A 20,129-nucleotide genomic window follows, 5' to 3' on the forward strand; every position below is an offset into this window, starting at 1 on the left:
GGGGCGACTCCGGAACGGCGCTGCGGCGTGCGACGAATCGGGCATCCGCACGGGCCGCGCGGGCACGGGCGGGCGCTGTCCGGAATGCCGGTCTACCTGCCGGTAACTTAGTTACTGGACGTACGAACAGGTGGCACGGTTTGTTTTCGTGTGGAATGGTGACGAAGTGCTCTTGCGCCGGGAATCGTCGGGGTTCCGGTGCGCGAGACGACAGCGAAGCGGCGTCCGCCGGGGAGGGCGGATGTGGCGGCAGTTCGTGCTACCCCGGCGATGAGCGGACCCGGCATGCGCACGCGCACAACGGATCCGGAATTCGGAGGGGACAGCAAGGTGGTCTACCCAACCGTCCGTGGCAAGCTCCGCGCGTCCCGGCGCCGGACGCCCACGACGATGCTGCCGCACCTGCTGTCGGCCGCCGTCGAACGCGACCCCGCAGCGCCCGCCCTCACGGCGGAGGGACACACCCTCACCTACCGGGAGGCCGACGCCGAATCGTCGCGGCTCGCCCGCCTGCTCATTGCGCGGGGCATCGGCCCCGAGGACCGCGTCGCGGTGCTTCTCACCCGCTCGATCCGGTCCGTTCTCGCCGTCTGGGCGGTGGCCAAGGCGGGCGCCGCGTTCGTCCCGGTGGACCCGCTCTATCCAGCCGATCGGGTCCGGTACATGCTGTCGGACTCCGACGCCCGTCTCGCACTCACGGTGGTCGCACACCGGGGGGTCGTGCCCGAGGGGTTCGACACCCTCGTCCTGGACGAGCCCGATACCCGGAGGGAACTCGACGCCTGCCCGGCCGACCCGCTCACCTTCGTCGACCGCGTACGTCCACTGCGCCCCGACCATCCCGCATACGTCATCTACACCTCGGGCTCGACGGGACGGCCGAAAGGGGTGGTGGTCACCCAGGCCGGACTCGCGGACTTCTGTGCCGAGCAGGTCGAGCGCTACCGGCTCACCCCCGCCGCCCGGACCCTGCATTTCGCGTCCCCCAGCTTCGACGCATCGGTGCTCGAACTGTTGCTCGCCGTCGGATCCGGATCGACGATGGTCGTCGCTCCGCCGTCCGTGTACGGCGGCGACGACCTGGCCGAGCTGCTGCGGAGGGAACGGGTCACGCACGCGTTCGTGACGCCGGCCGCCCTCGCCTCGGTCGATCCCACGGGCCTGGACGATCTGGAGACGGTGGTGGTCGGCGGCGAGGCGTGCCCTCCGGACCTGGTGGCGCGCTGGGCGCCCGGCCGCCGGTTCCACAACGGGTACGGCCCCACCGAGACCACGATCATGACCAGCATCTCCGGGCCGCTCGCCCCCGGGGCACCCGTCACCATCGGCAGGCCCGTTCGCGGAGTCGCCGCCCGGATCCTCGACACCCGCCTGCGGCCCGTGCCGGCGGGCACGGCCGGCGAGCTGTACCTGACCGGATCCGGCCTCGCCCGCGGGTATCACGAGCGACCCGGACTGACGGCCACCCGTTTCGTCGCCGCCCCCGGCGGCGCCCGGCGGTACCGCACCGGCGACCTGGTACGGTCCCCGCGTTCGGCACGAGAGGGCATCACGTACCTGGGCCGCAACGACTTCCAGGTCAAGGTGCGTGGCTTCCGCATCGAGCTCGGGGAGATCGACGCGGCGTTCGCCGCGCATCCCACCGTCGACTTCGCCGCCACCGTCGGTCACCGGGGCGCGACGGGGGACACCCGTCTCGTCACGTACGTGCACGCCGCCGCCGGTTCCGCGATCGACGTCGCCGTGCTCACCGCGTTCGTCGCCGAGCGGCTGCCGGCCCACATGATCCCGTCGTCGGTGATCGCGTTGGAGACCATCCCGCTGACGCCCGTGGGCAAGCTCGACCGGGCGGCTCTGCCCGAGCCCGAGATCGCGTCGGCTCCGTACCGGGCGCCGGCCTCCGCCGCGGAGGTGGCCGTGGCGGAGGCGTTCGGCGACGTGCTCGGGGTGCAGCGGGTCTCGGTCCACGACGACTTCTTCGACCTGGGCGGCAACTCGCTGCTCGCCACGCGGGTGATCGGCCGGATCAGGGCAGCGCTCGGCGTCACCGTGTCGGCCGCCGACCTGTTCGACGCCACCACGGTCGAGGCGCTCGCAGCCCGGGTGGCGGCCGCGCCGACGGCCGCGCGCGGCCTGCTGCCGCGGCGCCCGCGCCCCGACCGGATCCCGCTCTCGCCCGCGCAACAGCGCATGTGGTTCCTCAACCGCCTCGACCCGGACTCGGCGGTGTTCAACATCCCGCTCGCCGTCCGGTTGTCCGGCAGGCTCGACGTCGACGCGATGCGGGCCGCCGTGCGGGACGTCGTCGCGCGACACGAGACGCTCCGGACGGTGTACCCCGAGGTCGACGGCGTCGGTGAGCAGCGCATCCTCGACGTCGGCGACGTCCCGCTCGACCTCGGGCCGGAGGACGCGACCGACTCCGACGCCCCGGCCCGGCTCGCGGCCTTCGCGGGAGGGCGGTTCGACGTCACCGGCGAGGTTCCCGTGCGAGTCCGGCTCTTCCGCCTCGCCGACCACGAGCACGTGCTCGCCGTGGTCCTCCACCACATCGCGGGCGACGGCTCGTCGCTGGGTCCGCTCGTCCGGGACCTCGTCACCGCCTACACCGCGCGCTCGACGGGCCGGGAACCGGCGTGGGAACCGCTGCCCGTCCAGTACGCCGACTACACCCTGTGGCAGCTCGACGCCCTCGGCGACGAGGACGATCCCCGGTCGGGCACGGCCCGGCAGCTGGCCTACTGGCGGCGCGCCCTCGACGGCATCCCCGAACACCTCGAGCTCGCCACCGACCGGCCCCGGCCTCCCGTCGTCGGTCATGCGGGGGACCGGGTCTCGGCGCACGTCGACGAGACCACCTACGACGCGATCAGCGCACTCGCCCGCGAGCGCGGCGTGACACCCTTCATGGTGCTGCACGCCGTCCTCGCGGTGCTGCTGGCGCGCGTGTCGAACACGCACGACGTCGTCGTCGGCACGCCCGTCGCGGGGCGCACGGCCCCCGAACTCGACGGGCTGATCGGCATGTTCGTCAACATGCTCGCCCTGCGGACCGACGTCGACGCCGCCGACTCGTTCGCGACACTGCTCGAGCAGGTCCGCGACACCGACCTGCACGCGTTCGCGCACGCCGACGTCCCCTTCGAACGCCTCGTGGAGGTGCTCGATCCGGTCCGGTCCACCGCACGCCACCCGATCTTCCAGGTCGGGTTCTCCTACCAGAACTTCGCCCGGGAAGCCCTCGAGCTGCCGGGCCTGCGGATCACTCCGGTCGAGAGCGATTCGTACGCAGCGCGTTTCGATCTGCACGTCACGGTGGTCGATCACGCCGTGGGCGGCGGCCCGGGCGGTTTCGACATCGAATTCGGTTACGCCACCGACCTGTTCGACGCACCGTCGGTCCGGCGTCTGCTCGCGCGGTATCTGCGGATACTCCGGGCGGTCGTCGACGACCCCGCTGCCGTCGTCGGCGACATCGACCTGCACGACTCTGCGGAACTGGCCGAGATGATGCGGGCATGGGAAGCCGAACAGGCCGACCTCTCCGCGGGCCGGACCCTCGTCGACCTGTTCGACGAGCAGGTCGCGGCCACCCCGGACGCCCCCGCCCTCGTGTTCCGCGGCGGCACCCTCACGTATCGGGACTTCGACGCGCGCGTCAACCGGCTCGCCCGTCACCTCGTGACCCAGGGTGTGGGGCCCGAATCCACAGTGGCTCTCTGTATCCGGCGTTCGGTCGACCTCGTGGTGGCGATGTACGCCGTCGCCAAGGCCGGCGGCGCCTACCTGCCGCTGGACCCCGACCACCCCGCGGCCCGCAACCGGTACATCCTCGACGCGGCGGCCCCGCAGTGCGTGCTGTCGACCACCGCCGACCGGGTCGACGCCCTGGCGGGCCGGACGGTGCTCGACGTCGACCGCCTCGACCTGGGCGACCTCGATCCCGCGCCGCTCGCCGACACCGACCGGCGTGCGCCGCTGCGCGCCGCGAACACGGCGTACGTCATCTACACCTCCGGATCGACCGGACGCCCGAAGGGCGTGGCCGTGCCGCACGAGGCGATCGTCAACCAGATCGCCTGGAAGCGGGCGCACTACGATCTCGGTCCCGACGACGCGGTCCTGCTCAAGACGGCCGCGACCTTCGACCTGTCGGTGTGGGAGTTCTGGTCCGCACTCACGTGCGGCGCCCGGCTGGTGATCGCCGCCCACGACGGGCACCGCGACCCGTCCTACCTCAACGACCTGATCCGCCGCGAGAAGGTCACGATCCTGCACGTGGTGCCGTCGATGCTCGAGGCGCTGCTCGAGGACTCGGCCGGCACGCTGCCCGGCACCCTGCGCCGCGTCCTCGCCATCGGCGAGGTACTGCCCGCCCCGACGGCGCGACGCACGCTCGGCGCCTCGAAGGCGGACCTGGTGAACCTGTACGGCCCGACGGAAGCCGCGGTCTCGGTGACCGCGCACGCGGTCACCGCCCCGACGCACACCTCCGTGCCCATCGGCGATCCCGTCCCCAACACCCAGACGTTCGTCCTCGACGAACGGATGCATCCCGTGCCGCCGGGCGTGGCCGGTGAGCTGTACCTCGCCGGCGTGCAGCTCGCCCGCGGATACCTGGGCCGTCCCGGCCTGACCGCCGAGCGGTTCGTCGCCAACCCCTTCGGTGCGCCCGGCACCCGCCTCTACCGCACCGGGGACGTGGTGCGCTGGCGCATCGACGGCGACGACCCCGGCCGCGGCACCCTGGAGTATCTCGAGCGCGCCGACTTCCAGGTCAAGGTGCACGGGTTCCGGATCGAGCTCGGCGAGATCGAGGCCGCGCTGCGCGCCCAGCCGTCGGTCCGCGACGCCGCGGTCGCCGTCCACGGCGGGGACCGGCTGGTGGCCTTCGTGGTTCCGGCCGCCGGGCGGATCGACGTGGCCCGCCTCCGCGCGGCGCTCGCCGAGACCCTGCCCTCCTACATGGTGCCCGCCGGCGTCGTCACCCTCGATGCGCTACCGCTGAACCCGCACGGCAAGCTCGACCGTGCGGCGCTCCCCGAGCCGGTGATCGCCCCGCGGCACCACCGCCCGCCGCGCACTCCGCTCGAGACGGAGGTCGCCGCCGCCTACCGCGAGGTTCTCGGGCCGGCGGGGGACGCCGGCGAGTTCCGAGTCGGTCTCGACGACGACTTCTTCGACCTCGGCGGCACGTCGCTGAGCGCGGTGCGGGTGATCGCCCGGCTGCGCGAACGCACGAACCTGCCGGTGTCGTTGCAGTGGATGTTCCTCACCCCGACCGTCGCAGCCCTCGCCGCCCGGATCGAGGGATCCGCCGGCGACCCGGGTGATCACACCGCCGGGTTCGACGCGGTGCTGACGTTGCGCCCGGGCGGTGCCGCCGAGCCGGTGTTCTGCATCCATCCGGTGATCGGTCTGTCGTGGAGCTTCGCGGGCCTGGCCCGCCACCTCGACCCCGAGCGGCCCCTCTACGGTCTGCAGTCGCCGGCCCTGAGCGACGACGAACCGCTGCCCGAGAGCATCGACGCGTGGGCCGCGGGGTACGTGGAGCGGATCCGGCGGATCCAGCCCGCCGGCCCCTATCATCTGGTCGGCTGGTCGCTCGGCGGCATCATCGCCCACGCCGCCGCGGTCCGGCTGCGGGCGGACGGCCACGAGGTCGCCACCCTCGCCCTGCTCGACGCGCACCCACCGGGTGCCCCCACCGAGACGGTCCCGTCCGCGGTCACCGTCGCCGACCTGCTCGGCGCGATCGGAACCGACGTCGGGGCCGGCCTCGACCCGGCGCAGTTCACTCCCGAGCAGGCACTGGAACTGGTCGCCGACCTGCCGGCCCCGTTCGACGCGCTGACCCTGCCCCGCCTCGAGCGCATCTTCGAAGGCGTGCGCCGGTCCTACCGGCTGCTCGCGGAGCACCGGCCCGCCCGCTTCGACGGGGACCTGCTGTTCTTCGCCGCGGGCGAGGACGGAACCTCGGCTGCCCGCGCCCCGCAGTGGCGGACGCATGTCACCGGCACGCTGGCGGTCGAATCGGTCCAGGCCACCCACTGGAAGATGACGTCGCAGGAGGCCCTCGCCCGGATCGGTCCCGTGCTCGACCGCTGGATCGAGGGTGCCCGCTGACCCGTACCGCTCGTCGTCCTCCCGGTGGACGCGGAGTGTGATCCGCGCCCGACCCCCCGGTTTCGACCGTAACAAAGCCCCGGACACCCCGATGGTCTAATGGGGCTGGCGCGTGCCGCCCTGCACTGTCGTGTGCAGGGGGCGACGGCCGGGACGAAGAGGGATACGCGAGGTGGATGATGCTGGGTGTGCACGCGCAGGACGACCGGCGACGGAGCACGCGGGGATGAGTGTCGACGGTTCGGGGGACCGACGACCGGACGACTCACGAGGCCGCCGGCCGGCCCGGCAGCGACCCAGCCGCAGGCGCGGACCCCGCGCCGCCCTTCTGCCCCAGCTCCTGGCAGCAGCAGTCGAGCGTGATCCCGCCGCGGCCGCGGTGGTGTTCGAGGACCGCACCCTGAGCTACGGCGAGCTCGACTCGGCCTCCTCCCGCCTGGCGCGACTGCTCATCCGGCGCGGGATCGGACCGGAGGACGTGGTCGCCGTCGCGTCGACCCGGTCGATCGAGTCGGTGCTGTCGGTGTGGGCCGTCGCCAAGGCCGGCGCCGCGTTCGTGCCCGTCGATCCCAACTACCCGGAGGACCGGGTCCGGCACATGATCGACGACTCGGGAGCCCGCGCCGGACTGACCCTCACCGCCTCGGTACCGGACCTGCCCGGCTCGGTGCCCTGGATCGCCCTCGATTCCACCGAGACCCGCGCCGCCCTCGCCGAACAGTCCGCGGCACCCGTCGCGCTCGAAGACCGGGTCCGGACGCTGCGGGCGGAGCACCCCGCGTACGTGATCTACACCTCCGGTTCCACGGGCCGGCCCAAGGGCGTGGTCGTCACCCACACCGGACTGGAGGGCTTCTGCGCCGAACAGGTCGAGCGCTACGCGCTGACCCCGGCCTCGCGCACCCTGCACTTCGCGTCCCCCAGCTTCGACGCGTCCGTCCTCGAGTTGCTGCTCGCCGTCGGTGCGGGCTCCACCATGGTCATCGCCCCACCGTCCGTGTACGGCGGCGAGGACCTCGCGGAGCTGCTGCGCAGCCGGCAGGTCACCCACGCCTTCGTCACGCCCGCGGCGCTGGCGTCCGTCGACCCGGCCGGGCTGGACACCCTCGCGATGGTGGTCGTGGGCGGCGAGGCGTGCCCGCCGGACCTGGTCGCGCGATGGGCACCCGGCCGCCGATTCTTCAACGGCTACGGACCCACCGAGACCACCATCATGACCAACATCTCGCACGCGCTGCAGCCCGGCGAGCAGGTCACGATCGGCCGGGCAATCCGGGGAATGACCGCGCACGTGCTGGACGAGCGACTCAACCCGGTCCCGGCCGGAGTCGTGGGGGAGCTGTATCTCGAAGGCCCCGGCCTCGCCCGCGGCTACCATCGACGCGCCGCGCTGACCGCCGAGCGGTTCGTCGCCGGAGTCGGCGGCACCCGCCTGTACCGGACCGGTGACCTCGTCCGATCGGGCGAGGCCGGGCTGATCTACATGGGGCGCAACGACTTCCAGGTCAAGATCCGCGGATTCCGGATCGAGCTCGGGGAGATCGACGCCGCGCTGGCCGCGCACCCCGATGCCGACTTCGCGGTGACGGTGGGACGGGAGGCCCCCTCCGGGGAGGCCCGGCTGGTGTCGTACGTCCATCCCGTCCCGGGTGCGGACGTCGACCCCGACGCCCTGACCGAGTTCGTCTCCCACCGGCTGCCGGCCCACATGGTGCCGGCCGTGATCGTGCCGCTCGACCGGATCCCGCTGACCCCGGTCGGCAAGCTCGACCGGTCGGCCCTGCCCGAACCGGAATTGCCCACGCACGAATACCGCGCACCCCGTTCCGCCACGGAACAGGCCGTGGCAGAGGTGTTCACCGAGCTGCTCGGCGCCGAACGAGCCGGCCTCGACGACGACTTCTTCGAACTCGGCGGCAACTCCCTCGTCGCCACCCGCGCGGCCGCCCGCCTCGGGGAACGCCTCGCCACCCGGGTCCCCGCGCGGCTGTTGTTCGAGGCGTCCACCGTCGAAGGCCTCGCCGCACTCGTCGAACCCTCCGTCGGGGCGGGCGCGCAGCAACCGCTCGTCGCCGGGCCGCGCCCCGATCCGATCCCGCTGTCGCTGGCTCAGCAGCGGATGTGGTTCCTCAACCGGTTCGATCCGGCGTCGGCCGCGAACAACATCCCCGTCGCGCTGCGCGTCCGCGGGGCACTCGACGTCGATGCCCTGCGGCGGGCCCTCGCCGACGTCGTGGCACGGCACGAGGTGCTGCGCACCGTCTATCCCGAGCACGACGGCATCGGATCGCAACTGATCCTGCCGCCGGAGGAGGCGGCGCACCCGCTCGACCCGGTGCCGACGGCGCCCGACGAGATCGCCGCAGCGGTCGCCCGGCTCGCGACGGCCGGCTTCGACGTCACGTCCGAGGTGCCGCTGCGGGTCGAACTACTGCGGTCGGCCGACGACGAGCACGTCCTCGTCGTGGTCGTCCACCACATCGCCGCCGACGGCGCCTCCATCGCCCCCTTCGTGCGGGACCTGGTCACCGCGTACGTCGCACGCAGCGGCGGGGCGGCCCCCGCGTGGGAACCGCTCGCGGTGCAGTACGCCGACTACGCCCTCTGGCAGCGCGCCGTGCTCGGTGACGAGTCCGACCCCGCATCACCGGCGGCGCGGGAGATCGAGTTCTGGCGGGGCGCCCTCGCCGACCTCCCCGACCGTCTCGACCTGCCGACCGACCGGCCTCGGCCGGTGGAGGCCTCGGGCCGCGGCGCCACCGTCGACTTCGAGGTCGACGCCGCCCTGCACGAGGCGGTCGAAGCCGCCGCCCAGGCGACCGGCACGTCCGCGTTCATGGTCGTCCACGCCGCGCTGGCGGTACTGCTGTCGCGCCTGTCGGGCACCGCGGACATCGCGATCGGCACACCCGTCGCCGGCCGCGGCGAGCGCGCACTCGACGATCTCGTCGGCATGTTCGTCAACACCCTCGTGCTGCGCACCCGGGTGGAGCCCGACGCCACGTTCGCCGAACTGCTCGGCCGGGTCAGGGACGTCGACCTCGCGGCATTCGACAACGCGGAGCTGCCGTTCGAGCGGCTCGTGGAGGTGCTCGATCCGGTGCGATCGGCCGGGCACCACCCGCTGTTCCAGGTGGCGCTGTTCTTCCAGAACCTCGACCGCGCCGAGGTGACCCTGCCGGACGTCGAGATCGAATCCGTCGACCTCGGTGGGGCCGTCGCCAAGTTCGATCTGCAGCTGACCGTCTCGCCCCGCGAGGAAGCCGGGAAGCCCGCCGGAATGTCGGCGCAGTTCACCTATGCGACCGACCTTTTCGACGAGTCCACGGTGCAGGGTTTCGCCGGGCGCCTGATCCGTCTGCTCGCAGCCCTCGCCGCGGGCACCGACCGCGTGGTGGGCGACCTCGACCTCCTCGACACCGCCGAGCACCGCGCCCTCGCCGCGGGCAACGACCGTGCCGTGCATCCGGTCCGGGCGGCCGGGTTGCTGGCCGCGTACCGGGACGCCGCTGCCCGTCGCCCGGACGCGGCGGCCGTCGTCTTCGGCGACGAGACGCTCACCTATGCGCAGTTCGACGCGCGCGTCAACCGGCTCGCCCGGTATCTCGTCGGTCTCGGTGTCGGACCCGAAACCCTTGTGGCACTGGCTATCCGGCGTTCAATCGACCTCCCGGTCGCGATCTACGCGGTCGTCGCGGCGGGCGGCGCCTACGTCCCGCTCGATCCCGACCACCCGGCCGACCGCATCGGGCACATCCTGTCCACTGCGCAACCGGTGTGCGTCCTGAGCACCCGCGCGGACGCGGCGGACCTGCCCGGCACGGTCGCCCCCGTCCTGGTCGACGACCTCGACCTGCGGGGCTACGCGCCCGACCCGATCCGGGACGACGAGCTGGCCGGTCCGATCCGTCCCGGCACCCCCGCCTACGTGATCTTCACGTCCGGCTCCACGGGACGCCCCAAGGGTGTGTGCGTCTCACACGAGGCCATCGTCAACCAGCTCGAGTGGATGGCCCACGAGTACGAGATCGCCGCCGGCGACGTCTATCTGCAGAAGACCGCCACCACCTTCGACGTGTCGCTGTGGGGCTGGTTCCTGCCCTTGCGCGCCGGCGCCGCCCTCGTCGTCGCCACCCACGACGGTCACCGCGACCCCGTGTACGTCGCCGAGACGATCGCGCGGCACGGAGTGACGCTGACGGACTTCGTGCCGTCGATGCTGAGCGTGTTCGCCGCGCATGCGCCGGCCGGCACCTGCTCGACGCTGCGGCACGTGTTCGTGATCGGCGAAGCCCTCCCGCCCGAGACCGTCGACGCCTTCCGTCGCGTCTGCGCTGCCGCGGTGCACAATCTGTACGGTCCCACCGAGGCCGCGGTCTCGGTGACGTACTGGCCCGCCGGCGACGAGCAGCAGAGCGTGCCCATCGGCGTGCCCGAGTGGAACGTGCGCGTCTACGTCCTCGACGGCCGGCTGCATCCGGTGCCGGTCGGTGTGCCCGGCGAGCTGTACCTCGCCGGAGTGCAACTCGCGCGCGGCTACGTGGGCCGGCCGGACCTCACCGCGGATCGCTTCGTCGCCGACCCGCTCGGTGCCCCCGGCGCTCGCATGTACCGCACCGGTGACCTCGTCCGGTGGCGCCGCACCGCGAGCGGTCAGCAGGTTCTCGACTACATCGGTCGTACCGATTTCCAGGTCAAGTTCCGTGGTCAGCGGATCGAGCTGGGGGAGATCGAGTCGGCGTTGCTCGCCCAGCCCACGGTCGGCCAGGCGGTCGCACTCGTCGTCCCCACCGTCACCGGTGAGCAGTTGGTCGGGTATGTGGTCCCCGCGCCGGGTGCGACGGTCGAGACCGCACAGCTGCTCGGCGCAGTCGCCGAGACCCTCCCCGCGTACATGGTGCCCTCGGCGCTTGTCGTGCTGGATGCCTTCCCCCTCAACGCGAGCGGCAAGCTGGATCGTAAGGCGTTGCCGGAGCCGGTGTTCGAGACCCGTGGCTTCCGCGGTCCGCGCACACCCGTCGAGGAGATCGTCGCGGGCGTCTTCGCCGACGTGCTCGGCCTCGACCGCGTCGGGTTGGACGACGACTTCTTCGCGCTGGGTGGCAACTCGCTCGTCGCGACCCAGGTCGCGGCGCGGCTCGGTGCGGCACTCGACACCAAGGTGGCGGTCCGCGTGCTGTTCGAGACCCCCGGGGTGGAGGCGCTCGCGACCCGGCTCGAATCCGAGTTCGGCCGGACCCGACGCGTCGCCCTGCGCGCGCGGCCGCGGCCGGAGATCATCCCGCTGTCCCTCGCCCAGCAGCGCATGTGGTTCCTCAACCGCTTCGACCCCGATTCCGCGGTGAACAACCTTCCGCTGGCCATCCGGCTCCGGGGGAACCTCGACGTCGAGGCGTTGCGGGCGGCGATCGACGACGTGGTGTTCCGGCACGAATCGCTGCGCACGGTGTATCCGGAGGTCGACGGGGTACCGCGCCAGGTCGTACTGCCCACGGCGGATCCGGCCGCCGGACTGGAGCCGGAGCCGGTGAGCGAGACCGGCCTCGCTGCCGCGGTCGCCGCCGAGATCGGTGCCGGGTTCGACGTGACGACCGGGGTCCCGTTGCGCCTGAAGCTGTTCCGGCTGTCCAGTCCGGAACATGTGCTCGTCGTCGTGCTGCATCACATCAGCGGTGACGGATTCTCGATGGGGCCGCTGACGCGCGACGTGATGCTCGCGTATGCCGCCCGGGCCGCCGGCCGGGAACCCGACTGGGCGCCGCCGGCGATCCAGTACGCGGACTACGCGCTGTGGCAGCGGGAGGTTCTCGGCGCCGAGGACGATCCCCGCTCGGTGCTCGCGCAGCAACTCGGCTACTGGCGCGGAACGCTGTCGGGCATCCCGGACCAGCTGGACCTGCCCACGGACCGGCCCCGCCCGCCCGTCGCGTCGAATCGAGGTGCCCTGACGGGCTTCTCCATCGACGCCGGCACGCACGCGGCGCTGGCGGCGCTCGCCCGGGCGCACGGCGTCACGCTGTTCATGGTGGTCCACGCGGCGCTGGCCACCGTGCTCGCGCGGCTGTCCGGCACCGAGGACATCGTGATCGGTACGCCCGTCGCCGGGCGGGGCGAGGCCGAACTGGACGACGTCATCGGCATGTTCGTCAACACCCTGGTGCTGCGCACGCCGGTCGGGCCCGGCGACACGTTCGCCGCGCTGCTCGGGCGCGTCCGTGAGACCGACCTGGAGGCATTCGGGCATGCCGACGTGCCGTTCGAGCGCATCGTCGAGGTCCTCGATCCGGAGCGGTCCCAGGCGCGGCACCCGCTGTTCCAGATCGCGCTCAGCTTCCAGAACCTGGCGCGCACCCGCCTCGAACTGCCGGGACTGACCGTCGAACCGGTCGACTTCGACGTCGATCAGGCGAAGTTCGATCTGCAGGTGACCGTCTCGGACGTGGTCACCGAGGACGGCGAGCCGGACGGACTGTCCGTGGCGTTGACCTATGCGACCGATCTGTTCGACGCCGGCACCATGGAGTCCTTCGCCCAGCGCTTCACCCGCGTCCTCACGGCGGTAGCCGCCGACCCGGCCACCGTGGTCGGGGACATCCCGCTCCTGCCGGACGAGGAACGCGCCACCGTGCTCGAGGCATGGAATTCGCCGGGCACTCGCGCCGCCGACGGGACTCTCGTCGGCCGGTTCCAGGCGCAGGCCCACCGGACCCCCGACGCGGTCGCCGTCACCGCCGGTGGCCGCAGCCTGACCTACGGGGAGCTGGCGTCGCGCGTGAACCGCCTCGCCCGCACCCTGATCGACCGGGGGGTACGACCGGACACCCTCGTGGCCGTGGCGCTCCCACGCACCGAGGAACTCGTCGTCGGGCTCCTCGCCGTGCTGCAGGCCGGCGGCGCCTACCTGCCGCTGGACCTGACGTATCCGGCCGACCGCCTCGAGTTCATGCTCCGCGACGCCGCCCCCGTCTGCGTGCTCGTCTCGGGCACCGACCGGGAAGCATTGCCCGACAGTGCTGTCGAGGCGATCGACGTGTCGGCTCTCGAGTTGTCCGCGATCTCGGACGCGCCGGTCGGCGACGACGAACGACAGGCCCCGCTACGCGGCGACAACCTCGCGTACGTCATCTACACGTCCGGTTCCACCGGCCGCCCCAAGGGCGTGCAGGTGCCGCACCGGACGGTACTGGAACTGTTCGAGAACACCTGGCCCGCATTCGAGTTCGGCGAGCACGACGTGTGGACCATGTTCCACTCCTACGCGTTCGACTTCTCCGTGTGGGAGTTGTGGGGACCGCTGCTCCACGGCGGCCGGCTCGTCGTCGTCGATCACTACACCTCGCGCTCGCCCGAGGACTTCCGCGCCCTGCTGGCCCGGGAGCAGGTGACCGTGCTCAACCAGACACCGTCGGCGTTCTACCAGCTCGCCGAGGCGGACCGCGCGGCGGCGGAAGGCGGCGGGGAGTCCGGCCTCCCGGCGCTGCGGTACGTGATCTTCGGCGGTGAGGCACTCGATCTGCGGCAGCTCGCCGGCTGGTACACCCGGCACGCCGAGGATGCGCCGCGGTTGGTCAACATGTACGGCATCACCGAGACCACCGTGCACGTCTCGCACCTCCCGCTCTCCGCGGCCGACACGACACTCGCCGCGAGCGTGATCGGCCGCGGCATCCCGGGCCTGGGCATCTATGTCCTCGACGCGCGCCTGCAGCCCGTCCCGGTCGGCGTGCCGGGGGAGATGTACGTGCGCGGGGCGCAGCTCACGCGCGGGTACCTGGGACGCGCCGACCTCACCTCCGGCCGATTCGTCGCCGATCCGTTCGGCGCTCCCGGCACCCGCATGTACCGGACCGGTGACATCGCCCGCTGGAACGCGCACGGCATGCTCGAGTACGCCGGGCGCAGCGACTCGCAAGTCCAGCTGCGCGGATTCCGCATCGAACTCGGGGAGATCGAGGCTGCTCTCACCGGGGTCGACGGTGTGGCACAGGCCGTCGCGGTCGTACGCACCGACGAGCGCACCGGCGACCGTCTCGTCGGCTACGTGGTGCCGCGCGCGGGCCGGGACCTCGATCCTGCGGCGGTGCTGGACTCGGTGGCCCGGTTCCTCACCGGCTACATGGTTCCCGACGCGATCGTGATGCTCGAGGCGTTGCCGCTCACCGCCAACGGCAAGCTCGATCGCAAAGCCCTTCCCGCTCCGGTATTCAAGGGTGACAAGAAGTCCCGTGCCCCTGGCACGGCCGCCGAGATCGCGATCGCGGAGGTCTTCGCGGAGGTCCTGGGAGTGGAACGGATCGGCGCCGACGATTCGTTCTTCGCGCTCGGAGGCGACAGCATCGTCTCGATCCAGCTGGTGTCGCGGGCGAAGGCCCGCGGTGTGGTCTTCACCCCCCGCGACGTGTTCGAACGCAAGACCGTGGCCGGGCTCGCCGAGGTCGCGCGCGTCGGTGCGGAGGCGGCGGCCCCCGCGCTGGCCGAGCTTCCCGGCGGCGGCGTCGGCGACATCCCGTTGACGCCGATCGTCCGGTACATGGTCGAACGCGGCGGCCGATTCGATCGTTACACCCAGACGCTCGCGCTGGAACTGCCGGCCGGCATCGACCGCGACGGCGTCGTGGGAACCCTCACGGCCGTCCTCGACCGTCACGACATGCTCCGGGCCCGATTGCGCCGCAACGACTCCGGTGACTGGGAGCTGTCGACCACGCCGCCGGGCAGCGTCGACGTCGATGCGCTCGTCACCCGCGTCGAGGTCGCGGCCGGGACGGACGAACAAGCGCTCGCCGACCTCGCCGCGCGGGCACTCGACGAGGCCGAGTCGCGCCTGCGACCGGCCGAGGGCGTCGTGCTGCAGTTCGTGTGGCTCGACCCGGGCGCGGCGCGCACCGGACGGCTCGTCGTCGTCGCGCACCACCTCGTCGTCGACGGCGTCTCCTGGCGCATCCTGGTCCCGGATCTCGTCACGGCGTGGGCGCAGCTGTCGAACGGTGGACGGCCCGAGCTCCAGCCGGTCGGCACGTCGTTCCGGCGCTGGGCGCACGCCCTCGCCGAGACCGCGGTCCCGGCCCGTTCGGCCGAGCTCGGGCTGTGGCGCTCGATCGTCGAGGGCCCCGATCCGCTGCTCGGCGCGCGCCCGTTCGATCCAGCGGTCGACCTCGCCTCCACGGTGGACAAGGTGCGGATCCAGGTCGATCCCGCGACGACCGACGCGTTGCTGACGACGTTGCCCGCACGGTTCCACGGCGGCGTCAACGACGCCCTGCTCGCCGCGCTGGCGCTCGCCGTCGCCCGCTGGCGCCGCGACCGGGGCGTCGACGAGCCGTCCGCGCTGGTCCGGCTCGAGGGGCACGGTCGCGAGGAGGAGGTCGTCCCCGGCGCGGACCTCGGCCGCACCGTCGGCTGGTTCACCACCATGTACCCGGTCCGGCTCGATCTGTCCGGTGTGGATCTCGACGACGCGTTCGCCGGGGGCCGCGCCGCGGGCACCGCGATCAAGGCCGTCAAGGAGAACCTGCGCGCCGTACCGGACAAGGGCATCGGCTACGGGTTGCTGCGCTACCTCGACCCCGCCGCCGGAGCCGTGCTCGGGTCGCTGCCCGCCGGGCAGATCAGCTTCAACTATCTCGGCCGGATCGACGCCGGCGAGATCCCCGAAGGTGCTGCGGGGCTCGGCTGGCTGCCGGCCGGCGACCTCGGCGACCTGTCGGGCCGCGACGATGCCGACGCCCCCGCGATGGCCACGATCGACATCAACGCGGTCGTGATCGGCGGCCGGCTCGGAGCGAACATCGGGTATGCGAGTGGCCTCCTCGGCCGCGACGACGTCGAGAAGCTCGCCCAGTTGTGGGTGCGCGCCCTCGAAGCGCTCGCCGCCCATGCTGCCCGACCCGATTCGGGCGGCCTGACCCCGTCCGACGTCCCTCTCGTGCATGTGGGCCAGAGCGACCTGGACACCTGGGAGACGCGGTACCCCACCCTGGTCGACGCGTGGCCGCTCGCCCCGCTGCAGTCCGGCCTGCTCTTCCACGCGATGCTCGCCGACGGCCGAGCCGACGTCTACACCACCCAGGTGTTGCTCCACCTCACGGGCCGGGTCGATGTGGCCCGGTTGCGCCGGGCGGCGGAGGCGCTGCTCGAGCGCCATCCCAATCTGCGCACGGCGTTCGTCGCCGGCGAGTCCGGAGAACCGGTACAGCTGGTGCTCGACGACGTCGCCCTGCCGTGGCGCGAGGTCGACTCGCTCGGGGCGGACGGCTCCGAACTGGAGTCGACGGTGCGTGCGGACCAGGACGTCCCGTTCGACATGGCCGCCCCGCCGCTGATCCGCTTCCTCGTGGTGCGGACCGCCCCGGACGCGTGGACGCTGGCCGTCAGCAGCCACCACATCCTGCTCGACGGGTGGTCGATGCCGCTGCTGCTCAAGGACCTGCTCACCCTGTATGCCACCGACGCCGACGCGACGATCCTGCCGCGGGTACCTGCGTATCGCAGCTATCTCGAGTGGTTGGCCACGCGCGACCACGTCCGGTCCCGTCAAGCCTGGGCGGACGCACTGGCGGGCCTCGAGGAGCCGGCCATGCTCGCCGAGGTGCTCGGTGACGGCGAGACGGGAGCCGCGGGCGGCGCGGAGCACCGCGTGGCAGTCGACGCCGACACCACCGCTGCACTGACCGAGTACGCGAGCCGGATCGGCGTCACCGTCAACACCGTCCTCCAGGCGGCCTGGGCCGTGCTGTTGGCGCGGTCGACCGGCCGCGACGACGTGGTGTTCGGAACCACCGTCTCCGGCCGGCCCGCCGGACTCGACGGTGTCGAATCGATGGTCGGGTTGTTCATCAACACGATTCCGGTGCGCGTCCGCCTCGACCCGGACACCACGGTCGACGCGTCGCTGCGTGCCCTGCAGGCAGAGCAGGCGGACCTGCTCGACCACCACCACATCGGGCTCGCGGAGATCCAGCAGCTCGCCGGGACCGGCGCGCTGTTCGACACCCTGCTGGTGTACGAGTCGTACCCGATCGACCGGAGCGGTCTCGAGCAGGCGAGCTCGATCGACGGCATGATCGTCGCCGGCGTGAACACTCGCGATGCGACCCACTATCCGCTCACGGTGGTGGCCACGGTCGAAGAGTCGCTGACCTTCGGGTTCAAGTACCGCAGGGACGTCTTCACGGCGTCCACCGTGCAGGTCCTCGCGCAGCGCTACCTCCGGGTGCTCGGCGGCTTCGTCGCCGGAACTGCCGGGACGACGGGACAGCTCGAGATCCTCGGCGACGCCGAGCGGGACGATCTCGTCCGGCGGACCGGAGGCCCGGCGGAACCTGCCGTGCCGTTGGCCGACCTGCTGTCCGCCGCCGCCCGCGACCCGCAGTCGTCCGCCCTGTCGTACGACGGTCGCGAACTGACCTATGCCGAGCTCGACGCCCGCTCGTCGAGGCTCGCGCGTCTGCTCATCGCGCGCGGCGTCGGACCCGAGGACGTCGTGGCCGTGGGACTGACCCGCTCCTTCGAGTCCGTCGTCTCGGTGTGGGCGGTCGCCAAGACCGGCGCAGCGTACGTTCCCGTCGATCCCAACTACCCCGCAGACCGGGTCCTGCACATGGTCACCGACTCCGGGGCGCGGACCGGCCTGACCGTGGCGGCCGAACGCACTGTCCTGCCCGACACGATCCCGTGGGTGGTGCTCGACGACGATGGGATCGAGTCCGAACTCGACGCGCTGTCGACTGCGCCGGTGACCGACCGCGACCGGCTGCGTCCGCTGCGCGTGGACAATCCCGCCTACGTCATCTACACCTCCGGTTCCACCGGGCTGCCGAAGGGCGTCGTCGTCACCCACACCGGGCTGGCGAACTTCGCCGCAGAACAGCACGAGCGTTACGCCCTCGGCCCGGCGACCCGGGCGCTGCACTTCGCGTCGCCGAGCTTCGACGCGTCGGTGCTCGAACTGCTGCTCGCGGTCGAGCCCGGGGCCACGCTGGTGATCGCGCCGCCCACCGTCTACGGCGGCGCAGACCTGGCGGACCTGCTGCGCCGCGAACGCGTCACCCATGCGTTCGTGACTCCGGCGGCTCTCGCGTCGGTCGACCCCGCGGGTCTCGACGACCTGCGGACCGTCGTGGTCGGCGGCGAGGCCTGCCCACCCGAGCTCGTCGCGCGATGGGCGCCGGGCCGGGCGTTCCACAACGGGTACGGGCCCACCGAGACCACCATCATGACCAACATCAGCGATCCGCTCACCCCCGGCGGTCCGATCACCATCGGCGGGCCGCTCCGGGGCACACGCTCGCTCGTCCTCGACGGCCGGCTCCGTCCCGTGCCGGTCGGGGTGGCGGGTGAGCTGTACCTGTCCGGCGTCCAGTTGGCCCGGGGTTACCACGCCCGGGCATCGCTGACCGCCGCCCGGTTCGTCGCCGACCCGTACGGCACCGGCAACCGTCTCTACCGCACGGGCGATGTCGTGCGATGGACCGAGTCCGGTGAGATCGAGTACGTGGGCCGGTCGGACTTCCAGGTGAAGATCCGCGGCTTCCGGATCGAACTCGGGGAGATCGACGCCGTGCTCCGTCGAGATCCGTCGGTCGACTTCGCCGTCACCGTCGGCCGGACGTCCGAGGCGGGGGTCGTGAGGTTGGTCTCCTACGTGACCGCGCGGCCGTCGGCGACCGTCGACACCGCCGCGTTGCTGGCCTCGGCGGCGAGGGCGCTGCCGGGGCACATGGTGCCGTCGTCGATCGTCGTCCTCGACGACGTGCCTCTCACCCCGGTGGGCAAGCTCGACCGTGAGGCGCTGCCGGAACCGGACACCGCCACCCGCCCGTACCGCGCCCCGGAGACCGAGGTGCAGCGGGTCGTCGCGGACATGTTCGCCGAAGTGCTCGGGCTCGACCGGGTCGGCCTCGACGACGACTTCTTCGAACTCGGGGGCAATTCCCTGGTGGCGACCCAGGTCGTCGCGCGCCTGCGGGATGTCCTCGGGGTGCAGGTGCGGGTGCCGTGGCTGCTCGCGGCACCGACGGTGGCGGCGTTCGCCGCACGTCTCGGAGGCGGCGTCGGAGAGGACGCGGCGCTCGCCGTCGTACTACCGCTGCGCGCCGGTGAGCCCGACGTGACGCCGCTGTTCTGCATCCATCCGATGATCGGCCTGGCGTGGCCCTATGCGGCCCTTGCCGCGCGGCTCGCTCCCGGCCGCCCGGTCTTCGGGCTGCAGACGCCGGCGCTCACGGACCCGGGATTCGTGCCGACGTCGATCGAGGCGCTCGCGCGGCGATATGCCGACGAGATCGTGCGGGTCCGACCCGGCGGCCCCTACCGGCTGGCAGGCTGGTCGCTCGGGGGTGTGCTCGCCCACGCGGTGGCGGTGGAGTTGCAGGCCCGAGGCCTGCGAGTCGAACACCTCGCGATGCTCGACTGCATTCCGCGGATCGACACGGACCGCTTCGGCACGGAATTCGCCGAGAATCTCCGCAGCCTCGGAGTGGACGTGGATCCGGAGGCGCTCCGCGACGGTCTGCCGCCGGAGGCGGCGAGCGCCGTGGCTGCCGCGGTGCCCGCCGAACTGATCGACCTCGACGCGCAGCGAGTACAGCGCATCTTCGCTACCGCGGTGCTCTCCCCGGAGTTGATCAACCGGCACGAGCCGGGACTGTTCGCCGGCGACGTCGCCTTCTTCAGTGCGCGTGACGAACACCCGAGCGAAGCGGATGCGGCGAACCTGTGGGCCCCGCACGTGACCGGCCGGGTCCGGAACCGGTTCGTACCGGGGGCGCACGGCGCGATGATGGATCCCCCCGCACTCGACGTGATCGTGCCGGAGTTGGATCGTGACTCGATCGATGTGACGGATGTGATCGGTGAGGTTTATGACCCGCCGTCCGCAAGGTAACGTTCGTCCGCGTGCTGTCGATTCAGTACATGCTGCGCCGCAGGGCGCACCCCGGTCCGCCGGGGTTCGGGGACGCCCGCCTGCCGGGCCTGAGGAGGTTGACGGAATGAGTGTTGTC

General features: G+C 72.2%; 2 protein-coding genes. Both read left to right on the forward strand.

Going from position 1 to position 20,129, the window contains the following annotated elements:
* Window positions 1-285 precede the first annotated feature (285 nt).
* Entirely contained in the window at window positions 286-6,126 is a 5,841-nt protein-coding gene (locus RR3_RS20870; RefSeq protein WP_255325555.1) for a non-ribosomal peptide synthetase, read from the forward strand.
* 226 nt (window positions 6,127-6,352) lie between these two features.
* The gene (locus RR3_RS20875; RefSeq protein ID WP_064066053.1) at window positions 6,353-20,011 is read left to right on the forward strand and encodes a non-ribosomal peptide synthetase; all 13,659 of its coding nucleotides are present in this window, start codon (window positions 6,353-6,355) and stop codon (window positions 20,009-20,011) included.
* The last annotated feature ends 118 nt before the right edge of the window (window positions 20,012-20,129 follow it).

Source organism: Rhodococcus ruber NBRC 15591 (assembly GCF_001894945.1).
Classification (GTDB): domain Bacteria; phylum Actinomycetota; class Actinomycetes; order Mycobacteriales; family Mycobacteriaceae; genus Rhodococcus; species Rhodococcus ruber.

Excerpts from the sequence above, each read along its gene's own strand:
- RR3_RS20870 (WP_255325555.1), top strand. The coding sequence starts at position 286 with ATGCGCACGCGCACAACGGATCCGGAATTCGGAGGGGACAGCAAGGTG.
- RR3_RS20875 (WP_064066053.1), top strand. The coding sequence starts at position 6,353 with ATGAGTGTCGACGGTTCGGGGGACCGACGACCGGACGACTCACGAGGC.